The sequence below is a fragment of the Mesorhizobium norvegicum genome, assembly GCF_004919685.1.
Classification (GTDB): Bacteria; Pseudomonadota; Alphaproteobacteria; order Rhizobiales; family Rhizobiaceae; genus Mesorhizobium; species Mesorhizobium norvegicum.
Window position 1 is genome coordinate 33,121 of record NZ_SMYZ01000004.1, and the last position, 18,192, is coordinate 51,312.

An 18,192-nucleotide genomic window follows, 5' to 3' on the forward strand; every position below is an offset into this window, starting at 1 on the left:
TTGGAGCCATGATCAACAGGTACCGTGCCTCGGCGGGCATCATGCTGGCGCCCGCCGTGACGCTGATCGGCGTGTTTGTCCTCTTGCCGATGTTGCTCACCGTGTGGCTGTCCTTCCAAGACTGGTCGACGCAGACGCCGTTCTCCAATGCGAGCTTTATCGGCCTCGACAATTTCTACGAGATTTTTGGCCCGACCTCGGTCGGCCGCGATTTCAAGGGCGCGCTTGCCAACACCGCGATCTATACGGCGCTGTCGGTTATCTTCATCCTGCCGCTTTCCGTGGTGTTCGGGCTGATGGTCTACCAGCGCGACGTTGCCGGCGGCACGGCGCTGAGAACCGTACTGTTTGCCACCTACATGGTGCCGATGATCGCGGTAGCGCTGGTCTGGTCGAAGCTCTATTCGCCGAGCGAAGGGCCACTGAACCAGATGCTCGGCCTGGTCGGCATCGGCCCGCAGCCCTTTCTGTCGTCGCCGCGCTCGGCGCTGATTTCGATCGTCTTCCTCAATGTCTGGCAGCAGGTCGGCTATTTCACCGTGCTGGCGATCGCCGGACTGACGCAGATCCCCGGCAGCCTCTATGAGGCGGCAAAGCTGGACGGCGCCAACCGGCGCGAGCAGTTCCGCTTCATCACCCTGCCGCTGCTGCGGCGCACGCTTCTGTTCAGCGCCGTCATCGCCATCATCAACGCGGTGCAGGTGTTCGAGCCGGTGGCGCTGATCACCCAAGGCGGGCCGGTCGGCTCGACCAATGTGCTGACCTACCACATCCGCCGCGTCGGCATCGAACGCGCGCAGGGCGGGCTGGGTTCGGCCATGGCGGTCATGCTGATGCTGTCGCTGATCGTCGTGATCTGCGCACTGTTCGCTTTTGCCAACCGGAAGAACGACGAATGAGCGCGAGATCGTCGGACTGGCTGCCGCGCAGACGCCCGTCGGGCCGCAAGGCGCTGCTGGCAACGCTGATGCTGCTCGTCGCCGTGGCCTCCGCCTTCCCGCTGGTGTGGATGGTGCTGTCGAGTCTCAAGACCCCGGCCGAGAGCATGCAGGTGCCACCGGTGTGGATCCCCGGCACGCCGAGCCTCGACGCCTATGAGAAGGTTTCGGGCGTGGTCAATGTCGGCCGCTCGATGTGGAACTCTCTGGTCATCGCCTCGATCACCACCGCCGGCATCCTCCTCACCAGCATGATGGCCGGCTACGCCTTCGCCAAATACCACTTCCCCGCCAAGTCGCTGCTGTTTTCCCTGCTGATCGCCACCATGTTCCTGCCGCCGATCGTGACGCTGATCCCGCTCTACCGCTTGGTCGGCTCGATCGGGCTCAACGCCAGCCTCGCCGGCATCATCGTGCCCAACCTCGCCAATGCCTTCGGCATCTTCCTGATGCGCCAGTTCATATCAGGTGTGCCGGACGATCTGATCGACGCCGCGCGCATGGACGGCGCCTCGGAGCTGCTGATCCTGTTCAAGATCGTGGCGCCCAGCGTCGCACCGGCGATCGCAGCGCTCGCGCTGTTCGCCTTCGTCTACCACTGGAACAGCTATCTGTGGCCGCTGACCGTGCTGCAGGGCAATGCCGACGCCTATCCGATCGTCATCAGCCTCAGCCGCCTGCTCAGCTATAACAGGGGCGCCGTCAACACCGGATTGGTGATGGCGGGGGCTACGCTTGCCGTGCTGCCGCCGCTGCTGCTGTTCGTCTTCCTGCAGCGCTTTTTCGTCGATTCCATCGTCGGCTCGGCGATCAAGGGATAGGCTGTAGAAGCTTGCCGCTCGACCATCGACCATGGCCCTGCTTGCCAAATGCCGCCGTGCCGCCCATACACGGCTTGGGCAATCGCCCATCACGAGGTTGCGGTCTGCCTCTCCTTCGATTTTGCCAGGGATACTGTCCAATGTCCGTGACGCCGTGGTCAAAGCCGTGACGGATCACTCCATGCCATCGCTCGCCAGCCTGGGCTGGACTGAATTTTTCGGTGACCAGCTCGAGCCCGGCGAAGCCAATCTCGTTCCGACGCGTATCGCCACGGTCCATCGCGACCGCCTGACCGGCCTGTCCCAGGCAGGGCCAGTCGATCTGACGCTGCCGGCGCAGGCGAACACCGGCGACTATGCCGTCGGCGACTGGGTGCTCGTCGACACGCATGACAAGCTTGTGCAGCGCCGCCTGACCCGCAAGACGGTGCTTGAACGCCGCACCCAGGGCGGCAGGGTGCCGCAGCTTGCCGCGGCCAATGTCGACACGCTGTTCATCGTCACCTCGTGCAATGCCGACTTCAATCCCGCCCGGCTCGAGCGCTATCTGGCGCTGGCCAACGAGGCCGGAACGACGCCGGTGATCCTGCTGACCAAGGCCGATACCGCTGAAGACGCCGAGGCGTATGAAAGGCAGGCTGCGGCGTTGCAGCGTGGTTTGGCGGTCGTGATGCTGAACCCCCGTACATCGGATGCGGCAGCCGTCTTGGCTGCCTGGTGCGGCGCTGGCCAGACGGTGGCGCTGATCGGCTCCTCCGGCGTCGGCAAATCGACGCTGGTCAACACGCTGGCCGGATCGGCGCAGCAATCGCCGCAACAGACCGGAGGCATTCGCGAGCACGATTCCAAAGGACGCCACACCACCACGTCGCGATCGCTGCACGCCATTGCCGGCGGCGGCTGGGTGATCGACACGCCGGGAATGCGGACGCTGCAGGTCAGCGACGTCGCTTCCGGCATCGACACGCTGTTTGCCGAAATCACCGAGCTCGCGCCGCTGTGCAAGTTCCGCGACTGCACGCATGTGCACGAGCCGGGCTGCGCGGTGCAGGCGGCCCTGAAGGCCGGGACGCTCGACCCGGAGCGCCTTGCCCGTTGGCGCAAGCTGTCCGACGAAAACCAGAACAACACGCCGGTTCAGAGCGGGCCTCGCGGAGCCAAGTCTCCCGGCGGTCGCGGCAAGAAGCGTTGAGCGGCGGGGCGCCAAGCCCCTGGCTTCAGAGCCGCGCGGTACCGAAGACCCGATCCCAAAGTGCCGACGTAACACCGAAATTGGCCGTTTCGTCGATGTGATGATGCACGGCGTGTCGGCGCTTGAGCGTGTAGAGATAGCTCGGATGGCTGGGATGCCAATGATGAATCATGTGGTGGACGCTGATGTACCAGAGATATCCCAGCATCAGCCCGCAGCTTACCGCGCTGGCGGTGGCAAAATCTGAAACCAACCAAACCGGCAAAAACGCGACCAGGGCATGCACTCCGAGGCTGAGCCAGGTCGGCGTGCCCACCGAACTGCGCTCCTCGACATGGTGACGATCATGCAGGTCCTTGATGTAGGGAATGTGGTGAAGGACGAACCTGTGCAGGAGGTACTCGGTCAGCGTCCAGAGGCCGAGACAGGCGAGGACCGTGCCTATCCAGCCTGGCGCACTCTCTTCGCCGGCCTCGAGCAGCCCGGCCACTGCCAGCACCGCGATCACCAGCGGATACACCACGAAGTCGCTATAGTAGCCAATAAGACCGAGTTGCATCGTCACCTAGCCTTCGTGCCGCCAAATAAGCGATAGTATCAGATTGCCGGACTCGCGGGTGAGGTGCAATGCAGACGCGCCTGACATAGCGTCGCAATCCCCTGGCGCAAGGTTCGCGTCAACGATTCAGGGACCATCGGCGGGCTGCCGGCTTCGCAAACGGACGTATAAAATGGCAAAACGCAGTGCGGGATTGCTGATCTATCGCCACAGCCACGGCGATCTCAGGGTGTTGCTGGTTCACCCAGGCGGACCGTTCTGGGCGAAGAAGGACGATGGTGCCTGGTCGATACCGAAGGGCCTTGTCGGCGAGAACGAGGACGAGTTGACCGCAGCGCAACGCGAGACCAGGGAAGAGCTTGGCGTCAAGGTCGATGGCTCCTTCGAGCGTCTCGGCGACTACAGGCAACCGGGCGGCAAGATCGTCACGGCCTGGTCTGTCGAAGCGATGATCGACATCGATGTGGCCGCCATCAAAAGCAACAGCTTTACCATGGAATGGCCGCTAAGATCGGGATCCCTCAAGGCGTTCCCGGAGGTCGACAGAGCAGGCTGGTTCACCTTGCCTGAGGCCGAGGTGAAAATCCTCAACGGGCAGCGCCCGATACTGTCTGATTTCGCCAGGCAGCAGGGCGCCGGATGATCCGCAGCCTTCAGTAGGGCAGGCCGACATAGTTCTCGGCGAGCGCGGTCGATGCGGCACGCGACTGCACGAGGTAGTCGAGCTCAGCCTCCTGGATGCGCTGGCCGAACTCGCCGGTGTCGGGAAAGCGGTGCAGCATCGTCGTCATCCACCAGGAAAAGCGCACCGCCTTCCAGACCCGTACCAGCGCCTTTTGCGAATAGCAATCGATGCCAGCCATGGTTTTGTCGCGGTAGAAGTCGCGAAAACCGGCAAAGAGATAGCGCACGTCGCTGGCGGCGAGGTTGAGGCCCTTGGCGCCGGTCGGCGGCACGATGTGGGCGGCGTCGCCAACCAGGAAAAGCCTGCTGAAGCGCATCGGCTCGGCAACGAAGGAGCGCAGCGGCGCGATCGATTTCTCGAAGGATGGCCCGGTGACGACGCTTGCCGCCGTCTGCTCCGGCAAGCGTCGGCGCAACTCGTCCCAGAAGCGCTCATCCGACCACGCCTCGACGTGGTCGTCCTGCGGGCACTGGACATAGTAGCGGCTGCGGTGCGTCGAGCGCATCGAGCACAGCGCAAAACCCCGCTCATGATTGGCGTAGACCAGTTCGTGATCGGCCGGCGGCACTTCGGCCAGCACGCCGAGCCAGCCGAACGGATACTGCCGCTCGAAGGTCTTCAGCGCACGCTCAGGCACCGATTTGCGGCTGACGCCGTGATAGCCGTCACAGCCGGCAATGAAGTCGCAATCGATGCGATGCGCGACCCCGTCCCGGTCATAGGTGGCGAAAGGTGCGGCGCCGTCGAAATCGTGCAGAGCGACATTTGCCGCCTCGTAGATCGTGGTCAGCCCTGCCGCGTCGCGTTTGTCCATCAAATCATGCGTCACCTCGGTCTGGCCATAGACGGTGACATGCCTGCCGCCGGTCAGTGCCTCGAGGTCGATGCGGTGCAAGCGTCCGTCGAAGGCGAGCGAGATGCCGGAATGCGGCAGCCCTTCGGCATGCAGCCGTGCCGCAGCACCTGCTTCTTCCAGCAATTCGACCGTGCCTTGTTCGAGCACCCCTGCCCGCACGCGGCCAAGCACGTGCTCGCGGCTCGCGCGTTCCAGGATGACCGTCTCGACGCCGATGCCGGCCAACAGCTGCCCAAGCAGCAGGCCGGACGGTCCGGACCCAACGATGACGATTTGAGTGCGCATCAGTGGCCGAGACTTTCGACCTGTCCGGCCAGTCCGGCGGCAAGGCGCAGCGACGCGGCCGTGGCGACGACCATTTGCGGCAGCAGCAGCCACTCCAGCGTCCAGGCAGCGCCCGAGCGCTCCTGCTCATGCACGAGCGTCTGATGCATGCCGGACAGCTGCGTGGCGTTGAAGCGGGCAAGCGCCACCAGCGCTTCGGCCTTCACCGGGTTCTGCTTGTGCGGCATGGCCGACGAGCCGCCGCCACCGGAAAGCTCTATCTCGGTTCCGCCTTGCGCCATCAGCGCGACGTCCTGGCCGAACTTGCCGAGGCTGCCGGTCACCAGTGACATCAGGCCGGCAAAGTCGGCGAGCCCGTCACGCTGGTTCTGCCATTGCGGCCCGTCGCCGAGGCCGAGCTTTGCTGAGAGGGCCGCGCGCACCGTCGGGCCTTTGTCGCCTAGTTTTTCCAATGTGCCGGCGGCACCGCCGAACTGCACCGCCAGCAGACGCCTCGATTGTTCGGACAATCTTTCCTGGTGCCGTTGCAGCGGCGCCCGCCAGGCTGTTACGCGATCCGCAACTTTGATCGGGATCGCCGGCTGCATGCGCGTCATTCCGGTCAGCGCCCTGCCTCCGAAGCGCTCTTCGAGTGAGGCAAGGCGCATGACGGTTTCGGTCAAAAGCAGATCGAGATGCTCGACGACGGATTTGAGCCGAAGCATCAGGCCAGTATCGACGGCATCCTGGCTGGTCGCACCGAAATGCACTTTCCGGCCGTGCGGCTCGCCGACCGCTGCCCTGATCTGGCGCACGAGCTCCGGGACGATGACGCCGTCCTTGGCGACGGCAGCCCGCAGCAAGGCGGTATCGGGACGGAATTTGGCAAGCGCCGTCACGATCGCTGCCGCCGCATCGCTGGTGACGACCCCGTTTTCAGCCTCCGCCTCCGCCAGCGCACGCTCGAAGGCCAGCATCGCGTCGATTTCCGCCTCGACGGAGAAATGCCTCGCCGCCTCCTCGTCGCCGAGAAGAGCGGAGAGCAGTGGATGGTCGAAAGGCGATACGGTCATGTCGCGGGTCTAACTCTTTGTTTTGACGCAATTCCGGACGGAAAACCGCTTCACACTTTTCCTGGAATTGCTCCTAGCTGTCGAAGAAGACCGTTTCCTTCTCCCCCTGGAGATGGACGTCGAAGATATAAATATCGCCCGTGCGCTCGGCGATCAGCGTCGGCACACGGACGCGGTGCTCTATGCGCGCCAGGATCGGATCTTCCGCATTGGCCTTTTCCTCATCGGAAAAATACAGCCTTGTGTGCAGGCCGAGGTTGATGCCGCGGGCGACAATCCAGAGCGTGATGTGCGGTGCCATCAGGCTTCCATCCCTGAACGGCACGCGGCCCGGCTTGATCGTCTCGAACGCGCACAGGCCGGTGTCCATGTCGGTCGCGCAACGGCCCCAGCCGAAAAAGTTCGGATCGGCGGCGCCGCGCAGTTCTGCCGGCGAGTTGTAGAGCCCGTCCGCATCCGCTTGCCAGATCTCGATCAATGCGTCCTTGAGCGGCGTGCCGGTGCCGTCGAGCACCCGGATGCGCAGGCCGATGCGCTCGCCCTTGGTCTTGTCGTTGACCATGGTCGCACCAAGGTCAGTCGGATAGACACCGCCGATGCCGCAGAAATTGGGTGTCAGCCCGATATGGACGTAAGGTCCGGCGGTCTGCGAGGGGCTTTCCCTGAGCCGGTCGAGCGACTGGGCCATCAATTGCCCTCCAGCCTGTTTTCGAACAGCGACGCGCGTCGGCCGCGCAGCACGATGTCGAACTTGTAGGCGCGCGCGTCGAAGGGGACCGTCGCTTGCATGTCGAGCGCGGCGATCAGCGTTTCGATGGCTGCCTTGTCGGGGATGCCGCGCACGATCGGACATTGCCAGATCAGCGGGTCGCCCTCGAAATACATCTGCGTGATCAACCGCTGTGCAAAGCCGTGGCCGAAGACCGAGAAATGGATATGCGAGGGCCGCCAGTCGTTCGGCCCGTTCGGCCAGGGATAGGGACCGGGCTTGACGGTGCGAAACGCATAGCCGCCATCCTCGCCTGATATGGCGCGGCCGCAGCCGCCGAAATTAGGGTCGAGCGGCGCCAGATAGCCATCCTTCTTGTGGCGGTAGCGGCCGCCGGCATTGGCCTGCCAGAATTCGAGCAGCGCGCCTGGCACGCCAACGCCGCGTTCGTCGAGGACCCGCCCATAGACGATGATGCGCTCGCCAAGCGCGCTCTCGCCGGGCCTGGCGAAATTGTGGATCAGGTCGGCGTCGAGTTCGCCCAGCATGGCGTGACCGAAGACAGGGCCTGTTATTTCCGACAGCGTGTTGTCGAAGGCAAGCAGCGCCTTCTGTGGCGAGCGCAGCACGGAGGTCTTGTAGTTCGGCGTCAGCGCTGGCGGATGCCAGGTCCGGTCGCGCTGGAAGAAGGCGCCGGTTTCGGGCCTCCGGTTCGAGCCGGACTCAGCGGTCATTCTGGCTTCCGTCCATTTCCGAAAACACGTCCTTGGCGATCTTGAAGGCACGGTTGGCGGCCGGCACGCCGGCATAGATGGCGACATGCAGGAACGCCTCGCAGATATCGTCGCGCGAAGCACCGGTGTTGACGGTGGCGCGCACATGCATGGCAACCTCCTCATCATGGCCGAGTGCGGCCAGCAGCGCCAGCGTGACGATCGAACGCTCACGCTTGGTGAAGCCCGGCCGCGCCCACACCGTTCCCCAGGCGGCCTCGGTGATCAACTCCTGGAAAGGCTGGTCGAAATCGGTCGCGGCGACCTCGGCCCGGTCGACATGGCGGTCGCCGAGCACCGAGCGCCGCACCGCGAGGCCGGTGCGATATCTGGCTGCGTTGCCGGGGACTTCATCCATGGGTTTCTGCTCCAGGGGCAAGCGATGCGATAAAACTGCGGATCAGGGCGATCAGCGCTTCAGGCTGTTCGACGCAAGGAATATGTCCGGCGTCGCGGATGATCTCGAAGCGCGCGCCGGGGATCAGCTCGGCCAGCGAGCGGACAAGATCGGGAGGCGTCGAGCCATCCTGGTCGCCGGCGACGCATAGCGTCGGCACCGCGATGTGGCGTGCGGCATCGGTGAAATCCGCATCGCGAACGGCCGCGCAAGTCCCGATGTAACCGGCAAGCGCTTGCCTGGTCATCATGTTCCAATAGCCGTCCAGTTCGGCCAGACGCGCCGAATGGAAGGCGGGGGTGAACCACACTTTGAGCACGCCATCCGCAATGGCCTGGATGCCCTTGCTTTCGACTGTCGCGATGCGTGTGTTCCAGCTGGCTGTCGTGCCGATCTTGTGGGCCGTGTCGCACAGGATCAGGCCTTCGACAATTTCTGGGCGCCTGCGATAGAAGCCTTGTGCGATCAGGCCACCGACCGACAGGCCGCACAGCACGACCTTGCTCAGCCCGAAATGATCGATGAGCCCCGAGAGATCATCGACATGATCGTCGATCGACCTGATGTCGCCGATATCGGACAGCCCGTGACCGCGCTTGTCATAGATCAGCAGCGGCATTTCACCATCGAGCGCCGAGACAATTTCGTCCCAGATCCGGAAGTCGGTGCCGAGTGAATTGATGAATATGATTGGGCGCGCATTGCCGGTCGCCTTGATGTGGCGGTGGTGCAGCGTGATGCCGCCGATGGTGACGAATGGCACGATTTCGGTCCTCCGTCTCCACATTGCACAAGGCGTTTGGTTCGGTAAAATGATATTTTGCGCCGTTTCATTAACTCAGGGGTTATCAAATCCATGTCCGAGAGCCGCATCCGGTTCCGCCACCTGCAGGCATTCCTTGAAGTTGCGCGACAAGGAAGCGTGGCGCGAGCGGCTGACCTGCTGCATGTCAGCCCGCCGGCGGTGACCAAGACATTGCGCGAGCTGGAAGAGGCGCTGGGTGTGGCGGTGGTCGAACGCGATGGCCGCGGCATCCGGCTGACGCGCATCGGTGAAATCTTCCTTCGCCATGCCGGCACGGCGATCACGGCACTCAAGCAAGGCGTCGATTCCGTCCGGCAGGACGGAGCGGTCAACCGGCACCCGATCCGCATCGGCGCGCTGCCGACAGTGTCGGCGCGGGTGATGCCGCTCGCCATGAGCCTGTTCCTTAGGGAGAGCACAGGGGCGGCAATCAAGATCGTGACCGGCGAGAATGCGGTGCTGCTCGAACAGTTGCGCACCGGCGCGCTCGATCTCGTCGTCGGACGGCTGGCGGCGCCGGAGAACATGACCGGCTTCTTCTTCGAGCACCTCTATTCCGAACCGGTGCTGTTCGTGGTGCGGGCGGGACATCCGCTGCTCGATCCGGGACAGGATGTGTTCGCACGGCTCGACGAATTCCCGATGCTGATGCCGACACGGGAATCCGTCATCCGTCCCTTTGTCGACCGCCTGTTCATCACCAACGGCATGACCGCGCCGGCAACCGAGATCGAAACCGTCTCGGACTCCTTTGGCCGCGCCTTCCTGCGGCAGAGCAATGCTGTCTGGATCATTTCGGCCGGCGTCGTTGCCAACGAACTTGGCAGCGGCGCCTTCGTCGCCTTGCCGGTCAACACCGAGGAAACCAAGGGACCGGTCGGCCTGACGATGCGGACCGACACGGCGCCCTCGCCGGCCTTCTCCATACTGCTGCAGACCATCCGCGAAGCGGCAAGGCAAGGCAGCTGACGCGTCCGGTCGTTCGAACCGGATGTTGTCGCGATCTGAAATTTCCTAACCCAGGGGTTAATGAAAGACCGCAAAATATCATTTTACCGAACCAAACCGGTGGTGCACTGTGACGATGGAGGATCACAAAGGGAGGAACATATGACGCACGCACTCGGCAGCAGATCCATTACTGGGGGCATTTCGCGGCGCCAGTTCATTGCCACATCGATCGCTGGTGGCGCAGCTCTCACGCTTGGCGGCCGCGGCGCCTTTGCCCAGACAGGCGACACGCTCAAGGTCGGCTTTGTCAGCCCGCGCACCGGGCCGCTCGCCGGCTTCGGCCAGACCGACGGCTATGTGCTCGATCTCGCCCGCAAGGCGCTGGCCGGCGGCATTGAGATCGGCGGCAAGAAATACAGCGTGGAGATCCTCGATCAGGATACGCAATCGGATCCCTCCCGCGCGGGCCAGTTGGCCAAGGACCTGATCAACAACCAGGCCATCGATCTGATGCTGGCGGTGTCAACGCCGGAAGTGATTAATCCGGTGGCCGACGCCTGCGAAGCCGCCGGCGTGCCTTGCCTGTCGACGGTCATGCCGTGGGAAGCCTGGTATTTCGGCCGTGGCGCCAAGCCCGATGCGCCCTCGCCGTTCAAATGGACCTATCATTTCGGCTTCGGCGTCGGCGAGTTCTTCAAGGCCTATATCTCGCAATGGAACCTGATCGAGACCAACAAGAAGGTCGGCGTCATGTATCCCAACGACGCCGACGGCAATGCCATCCGCGCCCATTTGGCGCCGCTGCTGGCCAAGCAAGGGTTCACCATTGTCGATCCCGGCGCCTATGAGACCGGCACCACCGACTATTCCTCGCAGATCGCGCTGTTCAAGCAGGAAGGCGTCGAGATCTTCAACTCCTTCCCGATCCCGCCGGATTTCGCCGCCTTCTGGCGCCAGGCAGCACAGCAAGGCCTGATCAAGCAGATCAAGATCTGCCAGGTCGCCAAGACCGGTCTGTTCCCTTCCGACATCGAGGCACTCGGCGATCTCGGCATGAAGATTTCAAGCGCTGCCTACTGGCACAAGGCATTCCCCTACAAGTCGCCCCTGACCGGCGTCTCCGGCATCGAACTGGCCGACGGCTACGAGGCGGCGAGCGGCAAGCAGTGGACGCAGCAGCTCGGCGCTTCGATGTCGCTGCTCGACGCCGGCTTCGAGGCACTGAAGGCAAGCACCGACGCCAAGGACAAGGCCGCCGTGGCCAAGGCGCTGAGCACGCTGAAAACCGAGACGATGGTCGGCAAGGTCGACTTCACCAGCGGCCCAGTGGCCAATGTCTCGCCCGGCCCGATTATCGGCACACAGTGGGTGGCCGCCAAGGAAGGCAGCAAGTTCCCGCTCGATTACGTCGTGACCGAGAACGCCACCGATCCCAACGTGCCTGTCGAAGCCAAGCTTTTGCCTTACAACGGCTGATGGACCGCTGACGAGGATCGCCTGGTGACCCATCCGCAACAACAGGCGATCCTCGCTGCCGCCGGTATCCACAAACGCTTCGGCGCGCTTGTGGTGCTGGATGCGGTGGACTTCACCATGGAAGCCGACGAGGCGGTCGGCATTGTCGGTCCGAACGGCGCCGGCAAGACCACGCTGCTCAGCGTGCTGGCCGGAGCCTTTCCGCCAAGCTCGGGCACCGTCAGCTTCAAAAACAGCGACGTGACGCCGCTGTCGGCGACGCAGCGCTGCCGGCTCGGCCTGGTGCGCACGCACCAGGTGCCCAAACCGTTCAGCGGCATGACCGCCTTCGAGAATGTCTTCGTCGCCGCGTCGCATGGCGCCGGCCTTGGCCGCGACGAGGCCTATGAGGAAGCGCTCGGCTCGCTGAACCTGTGCGGCATGCTCGGCGTTGCCAACCGGCGCGCCGAAACGCTCGGCCTGCTCGACCGCAAGCGGCTGGAACTGGCACGCGCACTCGCCGCAAGACCGACGCTGCTGCTGCTGGACGAGATCGGTGGCGGATTGACCGATGGCGAGGCAGGCGAACTCGTCGACACGATCAAGGAATTGCGCCGCCGCAAGATCGGCATCGTCTGGATCGAGCACATCGTCCACATCCTCTTGCAGGTGGCCGAGCGGCTGATCTGCATGGACGCCGGCAAGATCATCGCCGACGGCGATCCGCAAACGGTGATGGCCGACCCCGAGGTCGTGCGCGCCTATCTTGGCGGAGGCCCGAAATGAGCCTGCTTTCAGTCGAGGACCTGGTTGTCCGGCACGGCCTGCTGCAAGCGGTGCGCGGCGTGAGTTTCACGATCGAACGCGGCGAAACGCTGGCGCTGGTCGGCGCCAACGGCGCCGGCAAGACGACGCTACTGAGGGCAATCGCCGGCGCGCATCAGCCGGCAGCCGGCCGCGTGCTGCTGGACGGCGCTGATCTCACCAGCGTGCCGTCGCACAAGCGTGTCGGCATGGGCATCGCGCTGGTGCCTGAGGGGCGAAAACTGTTCGTGCAGATGACGGTCGAGGAGAACCTCCTGCTTGGCAAGACCGCCGGCCGGCCGGGTGACTGGAACGTCGACAAGGTGCTGGAGATGTTCCCCAATCTGAAGCCGCGCCGCCACGCCAAGACAGGCCATCTGTCAGGCGGCGAGCAGCAGGCGACAGCGATCGGCCGCGCGCTGATGAGCAATCCCGAAGTACTGCTGCTCGACGAGGTCTCGCTCGGCCTGTCGCCGTTGATCGTCGACCGCGTCTATGCAGCATTGCAAGGGCTGATCGCCTCCGGCACGACGATCATCCTCGTCGAACAGGACCTCAACCGCGCGCTCGCGGTTTCCGACAGGGTCATCTGCATGCTCGAAGGCCGTGTCGCGCTCGAAGGGCCGAGCAAGGCAGTTTCGCGCGAGGATGTGACGAAGGCCTATTTCGGCCTGCACCGGAAAAGCCCCGGGAGCGTTCCCGCATGAGCAACCAGATCATCCAGGGCATTCTTCTCGGCGGCTACTACGCGCTGATCGCCTGCGGCCTGTCCTTCATGTTTTCGGTGATGCGCATCATCAACCTCGCCCATGGCAGCCTTGCCGTGTTCGCCGCCTTTGCGCTGTGGTGGCTCGCCTCGCGGTTCCACATCTCGCCCTTTGTCGGCCTGCTCATCGTGCTGCCGTTGATGGCGGCGATCGGATGGGCGCTGCAGCGCTTCCTGCTCGAACGCAGCGCACGCGGCGGCGCGCTGCTGCCGATCCTGACCACGTTCGGCCTCGCCATCGTCATCGACAACCTGCTGTTCGAGCAGTTCGGCGCCGATACGCGTTCGCTGGCGCCCTATATCGGCAGCCTGTCCTATGATTCCTGGGAATGGCCGGGCAGCATCTATGTTGGCAAGCTCGCCGTGATCATGTTCGCCGCCGCCGTCATCCTGCTGGGCGGGCTGCAATTGTTCCTCACCCGCACCAGGCTTGGGCGTTCGATCCGCGCGACTTCCGAAGACCCCGACACTGCCGGCCTAGTCGGTGTCGATGCGCACCGCGCCAATGCCATTGCCGCGTCCATCGCCATGGTCACGGTCGGCCTTGCCGGCGCGTTCCTCGGCATGCGCGCCACCTTCGATCCCTATGCCGGCGCGCCGCAACTGCTGTTCGCCTTCGAGGCGGCGGTGATCGGTGGCGCCGGTTCGCTTTGGGGGACGCTGATCGGCGGCATCGTGCTGGCGCTTGCCCAGACACTTGGCGCGCAAGTGCATCCGCAAGGTTTTCTGATCGGCGGCCATGTCGCGTTCCTGATCGTGTTGTTCATTCGGCTCTCCACTTCGGGCCTCGGCCTGCGCGGCCTGCTGCGCTTGCCCACGAGGAAGCCAACATGAGCGCCGTCTCGACCTCGCCAGCCATCGAGCGCGGCACGGCGACGTCGCGCATCGCCGCGATTGCGGTGGCTGTCATCATCGCGCTGCTGGCGATCGCGCCGCACTTCCTGTCGGCCGGCGCGGTCGACCGGATGACGGCTTTGTTCATCTATGTGATCCTGGCGGCGATGTGGAATGCGCTGGCCGGATTCGGCGGCCTGGTCTCGGTCGGCCAACAGGTGTTCTTCGGGCTTAGCGCCTATTTCGCCATCCGGCTGGCCGATGCCGGCCTCAACCCTTTCCTCGCGCTGTTCGCCTCCGGACTTATCGTTGGCGCGGTCTCCTGGCCGCTGTCGCTGTTCATGCTGCGGCTGAGGAATGGCGAGTTCGCCATCGGCATGTGGGTGATCGCGGCGCTGACGCATCTTCTGGTCAATCTCGACCGGCTGGTGCAAGGCGAAACCGGCACATCGCTGATCTCGCTCAACGCCTACGACGCCGGCGCCAGGCGGGCAGCGATCTACTGGCTGGCGCTGGCGTCGATGACCGCCCTGCTCGCCATCCTGTTTGGCCTGCTGCGCGGCAGCACGGGTGCGGCGATCCGGGCGATCCGCGACAATGAGGATGCCGCCGCTTCGGTCGGCGTGCGCGTCACCGGCACCAAGCGGCTGCTGTTCGTGCTTGCCGCCTTCGGCATCGGCATTGCCGGGGCGCTGTGGCTGGCGACCTCGATCACCTTCCAGCCCAAGACCTATTTCAATGTGCAGTGGACCGCCTACATGATCTTCATGGTGCTGGTCGGCGGCATCGGCACGTTCGAAGGCGCCATTCTAGGCGCGCTGGTGTTCTTCCTCATCGAGACATGGTTCGGCGGCACCGGTGTCTGGTATCTGGTCGGGCTTGGCGCCACCGCCGTGCTGTTCTCGCTTTTCCTGCCGCGCGGCCTGTGGGGGACGATCGAGGAGCGTTTTGGCCTGCGCCTGCTGCCGGTCGGTTACCGCGTCAGGTTCCCTGCCACCGCCGATGGCGATGCGACGCCTTCGCCACAGCAAACCACACCATATCGGGAGAAGGCATGACCATGCTTTTCGGCAAGACGATCCTCATCACCGGTGTCGCCTCCGGCATCGGCGCGCGCACGGCGGAACTTGCCGGCCAGCTTGGCGCCGACGTGATCGGCGTCGATGTGCGTGAGCCGACTGCTCCAGTCGGCAGCTTCGTCAAGGCCGATATCTCGTCGAAGGCCGGTGTCGACGAGCTGATCGCCCGCCTGCCGCAGCGCCTCGATGCGCTCTGCAACGTCGCCGGCCTCTCCGGCAACACTGGCGCGGCGTCGACGCTGGCCGTCAATTTCTTCGGGCTGCGGGCTCTGTCGGAAGGTCTGGCGCCAAGACTTCGCGAAGGCGGCGCCATCGTCAACGTTGCGTCGATTGCCGGCTATGGCTGGCGCGCCAATCTCAACCGCGCCGCCTCGATGGTCGGCATCGAAGGCTTCCCCGATGTTGCCGACGTGGTCTGCACGCACGCGGTCAGGAACGAGGAAGGCTATCCCGTCTCCAAGGAGTTGCTGCTGTTGTGGACCTTCCGCGCGGCGCATCAGGATCTGTTCAAACGCCGTGGCATCCGCGTCAATGCGGTGAGCCCCGGACCGGTCGAGACACCGATCCTGAAACAGTTCCGAACCGTGCTTGGCGACGCCCGTGTCGACAGCGACATTGCCAGGGTTGGACGGGCCGGCACATCGGGCGATATCGCGCCGGTGGTGCTGTTCCTGTGTTCGGACGGTGCGCGCTGGATCAACGGCGCCAATGTGCCGGTCGACGGCGGCCTTGAAGCATCGATCAATGCCGAAATGTTCGGCTTCTAATCACGAAGCTCCAATCGGGGCGATGGAGACTACAATGGATATCGGACTTCTGATCGACGGCGACAAAAGGGATGCGTCCGGCTCGGCCTGCTACGACCGCATGGACCCGTTCACCGGCAAACTGGCGACGCGCGCCGCCGCAGCCAGCATCGCCGACGCCAATGCCGCAGTCGAAGCCGCAGCAGTCGCCTTCCCGGCCTGGTCGAAGACCGGACCTGGCGAGCGCCGCGCCTTGTTGAGCAAGGCTGCTGACGTCATGGTCTCGAAGGTCGGCGAGTTCACCAGGCTGATGATGGAGGAGACCGGCGCCACCGGTCCCTGGGCAGGCTTCAACGTCATGCTGGCGGCCAACATGCTGCGCGAGGCGGCGGCGATGACGACGCAGATCTCGGGCGAGATCATCCCCTCCGACAAGCCGGGCACGCTGGCCATGGCGATCCGCCAGCCGGCCGGTGTGTGCCTCGGCATCGCGCCGTGGAACGCGCCGGTCATTCTCGGCACCCGCGCCATCGCAATGCCGATCGCCTGCGGCAACACCGTGGTGCTGAAGGCCTCCGAAATGTGCCCCGGCACGCACCGGCTGATCGGCCAGGTGCTGGTCGAGGCCGGCCTGCCCAAGGGCGTCATCAATGTCGTCACCAACGATCCCAAGGATGCCGCCGGCATTGTCGAAGCTTTGGTCGCGCATCCCTCGGTCAAGCGCGTCAACTTCACCGGCTCGACCAAGGTCGGCAGGATCATCGCCGAACTTGCCGGCCGGCATCTGAAGCCTGCGCTGCTCGAACTCGGAGGCAAGGCACCACTGCTGGTGCTGGACGATGCCGACATCGACGCAGCGGTCAACGCCGCCACCTTCGGCGCCTTCATGCATCAGGGCCAGATCTGCATGTCGACCGAGTGACTGATCGTCGACGAAAAGATCGCCGACGAGTTCGTTTCCAAGCTGGCTGCCCGCGCCTCGAGACTGCCGGCCGGCGATCCGCGCGGCCATGTCGTGCTGGGTTCGCTGATCAGCAGCCAGGCGGCCGACAAGATGGAGGAACTGGTTGCGGATGCCGTCGCCAAGGGCGCCAAATTGGTGGCGGGCGGCAAGCGCACCGGCACCGTGGTCGAGGCGACTTTGCTCGACCATGTCACGCCGGCGATGCGCGTCTACGCCGAAGAATCCTTCGGGCCGGTCAAGCCGGTGATCCGGGTGAAGGGCGAGGAGGAGGCCGTTCGTGTCGCCAACGACACCGAATACGGCCTGTCGTCAGCCGTGTTCAGCCGTGACATCAAGCGCGCGTTTGCGGTCGCCGCGCGCATCGAGGCAGGCATCTGCCACATCAACGGCCCGACCGTCGGCGACGAAGCGCAGATGCCGTTCGGCGGCGTCAAGGGTTCGGGCTATGGGCGCTTCGGCGGCAAGGCCTCGATCGCCGAGTTCACCGATTTGCGCTGGGTGACGATCGAGGATCCGGGCCAGCATTATCCGTTCTGACCCGGCCTCGCTTGGGCGGTCGGTTTGATGATCAGATCGCCTGCGAAGGCGTGAAGCGAACGCTTGCGGATCGCATTTGTCCGGGTGCCAGCAGGATGCAGCCGGTGTCGATGCCCGCGTCACCCCTGTGGTTGAAGGCATCGGTGATGTTGCTGACCGGCTCGGCGCAAAAGAACGGCTCGCCGGGCGGCGTGTAGAGGACGAGGAAGTCGAGCGGCGCCTCGGCCTCGATGTCCAGCTGCCGCCCATGCTCCGGCCAGGAGATCCGGGCGCGGCGCGCCCATCCGGTGAAGACCGTGTCGTACTCCGTCTCCGAAACGTCGAAGCCCGTGGTCGGGTTGGCGCCAGCGGGCGGCAGGACGTGCCGGGTGGGCAGGATTTCCGCATCGGTCTCCCACATGCCGGACACCCGCGCCTGGACATGCGTCCACGGTGTCGACGGGAAATAGGGATGCAGCCCGAAGCCGGCGGGCATCGGCGCGTCCGACAGGTTGCGCAACGAGATGGCAATGACCAGGCTGCCCTCGACCAGCGAGATCGCTTGCCTTGCTTCATAGCTCCACGGCCAGGAATCGGCGGCATGGCGATAGGATAGGACGGTGGTGCTGGCTTCGTGCCGCACGACCGTCCATGGCCGACGCCAGCCATGGCCATGCTCATGATGCGGATCGTTGGAGCTGGTCGGCAATTCGACGGTGCGGCCGGCGAATGCGAAGCGCCCGCCCCTTATGCGATTGGAATAGGGAACCAGCGGGAAGCAGGCCATGGCGCCGGCGTCGCGACTGTCGATTGCCGTCGGATCCGCAGGGCGCAGCCAATCCACGGCGGATCCGTTTTGCCGCCAGCGATACGACGCCACTGCGCCGCCGGCGGCAGGGGCAATCTCGACAGTCGCAATGCCATCGCTGATCGAGACCAGCTCTTGATGCTGCTCGGCAACGGCAGCGGAATTCTTTGTCATCGGCACTCCCCCCTCCCTTGACT

At 64.4% G+C, this 18,192-nt stretch carries 19 protein-coding genes and 1 pseudogene; 12 read left to right on the forward strand and 8 right to left on the reverse strand.

The features are described 5' to 3' along the window. Window positions 1–8 precede the first annotated feature (8 nt). The 3 genes from FCU66_RS02095 to rsgA all read left to right on the forward strand — a co-directional run bounded on the left by FCU66_RS02095 (window position 9) and on the right by rsgA (window position 2,951). Window positions 9–899, forward strand: a complete 891-nt coding sequence (locus FCU66_RS02095; protein WP_136617554.1) for a carbohydrate ABC transporter permease — start codon at window positions 9–11, stop codon at window positions 897–899. Continuing rightward, complete coding sequence (locus FCU66_RS02100) at window positions 896–1,759, forward strand: carbohydrate ABC transporter permease (RefSeq protein WP_136617555.1); 864 nt, start codon at window positions 896–898, stop codon at window positions 1,757–1,759. Before FCU66_RS02095 ends, FCU66_RS02100 begins: the two co-directional genes overlap by 4 nt. A gap of 181 nt (window positions 1,760–1,940) precedes the next feature. Beyond that, window positions 1,941–2,951, forward strand: coding sequence for a ribosome small subunit-dependent GTPase A (gene rsgA, locus FCU66_RS02105; RefSeq protein WP_168991835.1), 1,011 nt, complete (start codon window positions 1,941–1,943; stop codon window positions 2,949–2,951). A gap of 25 nt (window positions 2,952–2,976) precedes the next feature. Here the strand turns inward: rsgA and FCU66_RS02110 are convergent, their stop codons facing one another. After that, a complete protein-coding gene (locus tag FCU66_RS02110) occupies window positions 2,977–3,510 on the reverse strand; it encodes a sterol desaturase family protein (RefSeq protein ID WP_136617560.1) in 534 nt (177 codons plus the stop codon). 172 nt (window positions 3,511–3,682) lie between these two features. On the opposite strand from FCU66_RS02110, the gene FCU66_RS02115 reads away from it, so the two are divergent. After that, complete coding sequence (locus FCU66_RS02115; protein ID WP_136617557.1) at window positions 3,683–4,153, forward strand: NUDIX hydrolase; 471 nt, start codon at window positions 3,683–3,685, stop codon at window positions 4,151–4,153. A 10-nt stretch (window positions 4,154–4,163) separates the two neighbouring features. Here FCU66_RS02115 and pobA read toward each other — a convergent pair whose 3' ends face one another. From pobA to pcaD, 6 genes are all read right to left on the reverse strand, one after another. Beyond that, window positions 4,164–5,336 carry a 4-hydroxybenzoate 3-monooxygenase gene (pobA, locus tag FCU66_RS02120; RefSeq protein WP_136617558.1) on the reverse strand — a complete coding sequence of 391 codons (1,173 nt, stop codon included), beginning with the start codon at window positions 5,334–5,336 and terminating at the stop codon, window positions 4,164–4,166. Continuing rightward, window positions 5,336–6,388 carry a 3-carboxy-cis,cis-muconate cycloisomerase gene (locus FCU66_RS02125; protein WP_136617559.1) on the reverse strand — a complete coding sequence of 351 codons (1,053 nt, stop codon included), beginning with the start codon at window positions 6,386–6,388 and terminating at the stop codon, window positions 5,336–5,338. The genes pobA and FCU66_RS02125 overlap by 1 nt, the downstream gene beginning before the upstream one ends. Window positions 6,389–6,461: 73 nt before the next feature. Next, complete coding sequence (gene pcaG / locus FCU66_RS02130) at window positions 6,462–7,076, reverse strand: protocatechuate 3,4-dioxygenase subunit alpha (RefSeq protein ID WP_136619052.1); 615 nt, start codon at window positions 7,074–7,076, stop codon at window positions 6,462–6,464. Beyond that, window positions 7,076–7,831 (reverse strand): protocatechuate 3,4-dioxygenase subunit beta, encoded by a 756-nt coding sequence (pcaH, locus tag FCU66_RS02135; protein ID WP_136619053.1) that lies wholly within the window; start codon window positions 7,829–7,831, stop codon window positions 7,076–7,078. Before pcaH ends, pcaG begins: the two co-directional genes overlap by 1 nt. Further along, complete coding sequence (gene pcaC, locus FCU66_RS02140) at window positions 7,821–8,228, reverse strand: 4-carboxymuconolactone decarboxylase (RefSeq protein ID WP_136619054.1); 408 nt, start codon at window positions 8,226–8,228, stop codon at window positions 7,821–7,823. The genes pcaH and pcaC overlap by 11 nt, the downstream gene beginning before the upstream one ends. Beyond that, a complete protein-coding gene (pcaD, locus tag FCU66_RS02145; protein WP_136619055.1) occupies window positions 8,221–9,030 on the reverse strand; it encodes a 3-oxoadipate enol-lactonase in 810 nt (269 codons plus the stop codon). The genes pcaC and pcaD overlap by 8 nt, the downstream gene beginning before the upstream one ends. A 93-nt stretch (window positions 9,031–9,123) precedes the next feature. Between pcaD and pcaQ the strand changes: the two genes are divergently transcribed. The 8 genes and pseudogenes from pcaQ to FCU66_RS02185 all read left to right on the forward strand — a co-directional run bounded on the left by pcaQ (window position 9,124) and on the right by FCU66_RS02185 (window position 17,208). Then, complete coding sequence (gene pcaQ / locus FCU66_RS02150) at window positions 9,124–10,041, forward strand: pca operon transcription factor PcaQ (protein ID WP_136619056.1); 918 nt, start codon at window positions 9,124–9,126, stop codon at window positions 10,039–10,041. Between the two features lie 141 nt (window positions 10,042–10,182). Next, the gene (locus tag FCU66_RS02155) at window positions 10,183–11,499 is read left to right on the forward strand and encodes an ABC transporter substrate-binding protein (protein ID WP_136619057.1); all 1,317 of its coding nucleotides are present in this window, start codon (window positions 10,183–10,185) and stop codon (window positions 11,497–11,499) included. Between the two features lie 21 nt (window positions 11,500–11,520). After that, the gene (locus FCU66_RS02160) at window positions 11,521–12,264 is read left to right on the forward strand and encodes an ABC transporter ATP-binding protein (RefSeq protein WP_136619058.1); all 744 of its coding nucleotides are present in this window, start codon (window positions 11,521–11,523) and stop codon (window positions 12,262–12,264) included. Then, window positions 12,261–12,989, forward strand: a complete 729-nt coding sequence (locus tag FCU66_RS02165) for an ABC transporter ATP-binding protein (RefSeq protein WP_136619059.1) — start codon at window positions 12,261–12,263, stop codon at window positions 12,987–12,989. The genes FCU66_RS02160 and FCU66_RS02165 overlap by 4 nt, the downstream gene beginning before the upstream one ends. Further along, the gene (locus tag FCU66_RS02170; protein ID WP_136619060.1) at window positions 12,986–13,882 is read left to right on the forward strand and encodes a branched-chain amino acid ABC transporter permease; all 897 of its coding nucleotides are present in this window, start codon (window positions 12,986–12,988) and stop codon (window positions 13,880–13,882) included. The genes FCU66_RS02165 and FCU66_RS02170 overlap by 4 nt, the downstream gene beginning before the upstream one ends. After that, a complete protein-coding gene (locus FCU66_RS02175) occupies window positions 13,879–14,940 on the forward strand; it encodes a branched-chain amino acid ABC transporter permease (protein ID WP_136619061.1) in 1,062 nt (353 codons plus the stop codon). The genes FCU66_RS02170 and FCU66_RS02175 overlap by 4 nt, the downstream gene beginning before the upstream one ends. 2 nt (window positions 14,941–14,942) lie before the next feature. Beyond that, on the forward strand, window positions 14,943–15,728 hold the full coding sequence (locus FCU66_RS02180) for a coniferyl-alcohol dehydrogenase (protein ID WP_136619145.1): 786 nt from the start codon (window positions 14,943–14,945) through the stop codon (window positions 15,726–15,728). Between the two features lie 34 nt (window positions 15,729–15,762). Next, a pseudogene (locus FCU66_RS02185) lies at window positions 15,763–17,208 on the forward strand (aldehyde dehydrogenase). A 31-nt stretch (window positions 17,209–17,239) separates the two neighbouring features. Here the strand turns inward: FCU66_RS02185 and FCU66_RS02190 are convergent. Then, a complete protein-coding gene (locus FCU66_RS02190) occupies window positions 17,240–18,169 on the reverse strand; it encodes an aldose 1-epimerase (protein ID WP_136619062.1) in 930 nt (309 codons plus the stop codon). Between the last annotated feature and the right edge of the window lie 23 nt (window positions 18,170–18,192).

What these genes read in the sequence shown, in the direction of transcription:
- FCU66_RS02095 (WP_136617554.1), top strand. Translation starts at nt 9, where the DNA reads ATGATCAACAGGTACCGTGCCTCGGCGGGCATCATGCTGGCGCCCGCC.
- FCU66_RS02100 (WP_136617555.1), top strand. Translation starts at nt 896, where the DNA reads ATGAGCGCGAGATCGTCGGACTGGCTGCCGCGCAGACGCCCGTCGGGC.
- rsgA (WP_168991835.1), top strand. Translation starts at nt 1,941, where the DNA reads ATGCCATCGCTCGCCAGCCTGGGCTGGACTGAATTTTTCGGTGACCAG.
- FCU66_RS02110 (WP_136617560.1), bottom strand. Translation starts at nt 3,510, where the DNA reads ATGCAACTCGGTCTTATTGGCTACTATAGCGACTTCGTGGTGTATCCG.
- FCU66_RS02115 (WP_136617557.1), top strand. Translation starts at nt 3,683, where the DNA reads ATGGCAAAACGCAGTGCGGGATTGCTGATCTATCGCCACAGCCACGGC.
- pobA (WP_136617558.1), bottom strand. Translation starts at nt 5,336, where the DNA reads ATGCGCACTCAAATCGTCATCGTTGGGTCCGGACCGTCCGGCCTGCTG.
- FCU66_RS02125 (WP_136617559.1), bottom strand. Translation starts at nt 6,388, where the DNA reads ATGACCGTATCGCCTTTCGACCATCCACTGCTCTCCGCTCTTCTCGGC.
- pcaG (WP_136619052.1), bottom strand. Translation starts at nt 7,076, where the DNA reads ATGGCCCAGTCGCTCGACCGGCTCAGGGAAAGCCCCTCGCAGACCGCC.
- pcaH (WP_136619053.1), bottom strand. Translation starts at nt 7,831, where the DNA reads ATGACCGCTGAGTCCGGCTCGAACCGGAGGCCCGAAACCGGCGCCTTC.
- pcaC (WP_136619054.1), bottom strand. Translation starts at nt 8,228, where the DNA reads ATGGATGAAGTCCCCGGCAACGCAGCCAGATATCGCACCGGCCTCGCG.
- pcaQ (WP_136619056.1), top strand. Translation starts at nt 9,124, where the DNA reads ATGTCCGAGAGCCGCATCCGGTTCCGCCACCTGCAGGCATTCCTTGAA.
- FCU66_RS02155 (WP_136619057.1), top strand. Translation starts at nt 10,183, where the DNA reads ATGACGCACGCACTCGGCAGCAGATCCATTACTGGGGGCATTTCGCGG.
- FCU66_RS02165 (WP_136619059.1), top strand. Translation starts at nt 12,261, where the DNA reads ATGAGCCTGCTTTCAGTCGAGGACCTGGTTGTCCGGCACGGCCTGCTG.
- FCU66_RS02170 (WP_136619060.1), top strand. Translation starts at nt 12,986, where the DNA reads ATGAGCAACCAGATCATCCAGGGCATTCTTCTCGGCGGCTACTACGCG.
- FCU66_RS02175 (WP_136619061.1), top strand. Translation starts at nt 13,879, where the DNA reads ATGAGCGCCGTCTCGACCTCGCCAGCCATCGAGCGCGGCACGGCGACG.
- FCU66_RS02180 (WP_136619145.1), top strand. Translation starts at nt 14,943, where the DNA reads ATGCTTTTCGGCAAGACGATCCTCATCACCGGTGTCGCCTCCGGCATC.
- FCU66_RS02190 (WP_136619062.1), bottom strand. Translation starts at nt 18,169, where the DNA reads ATGACAAAGAATTCCGCTGCCGTTGCCGAGCAGCATCAAGAGCTGGTC.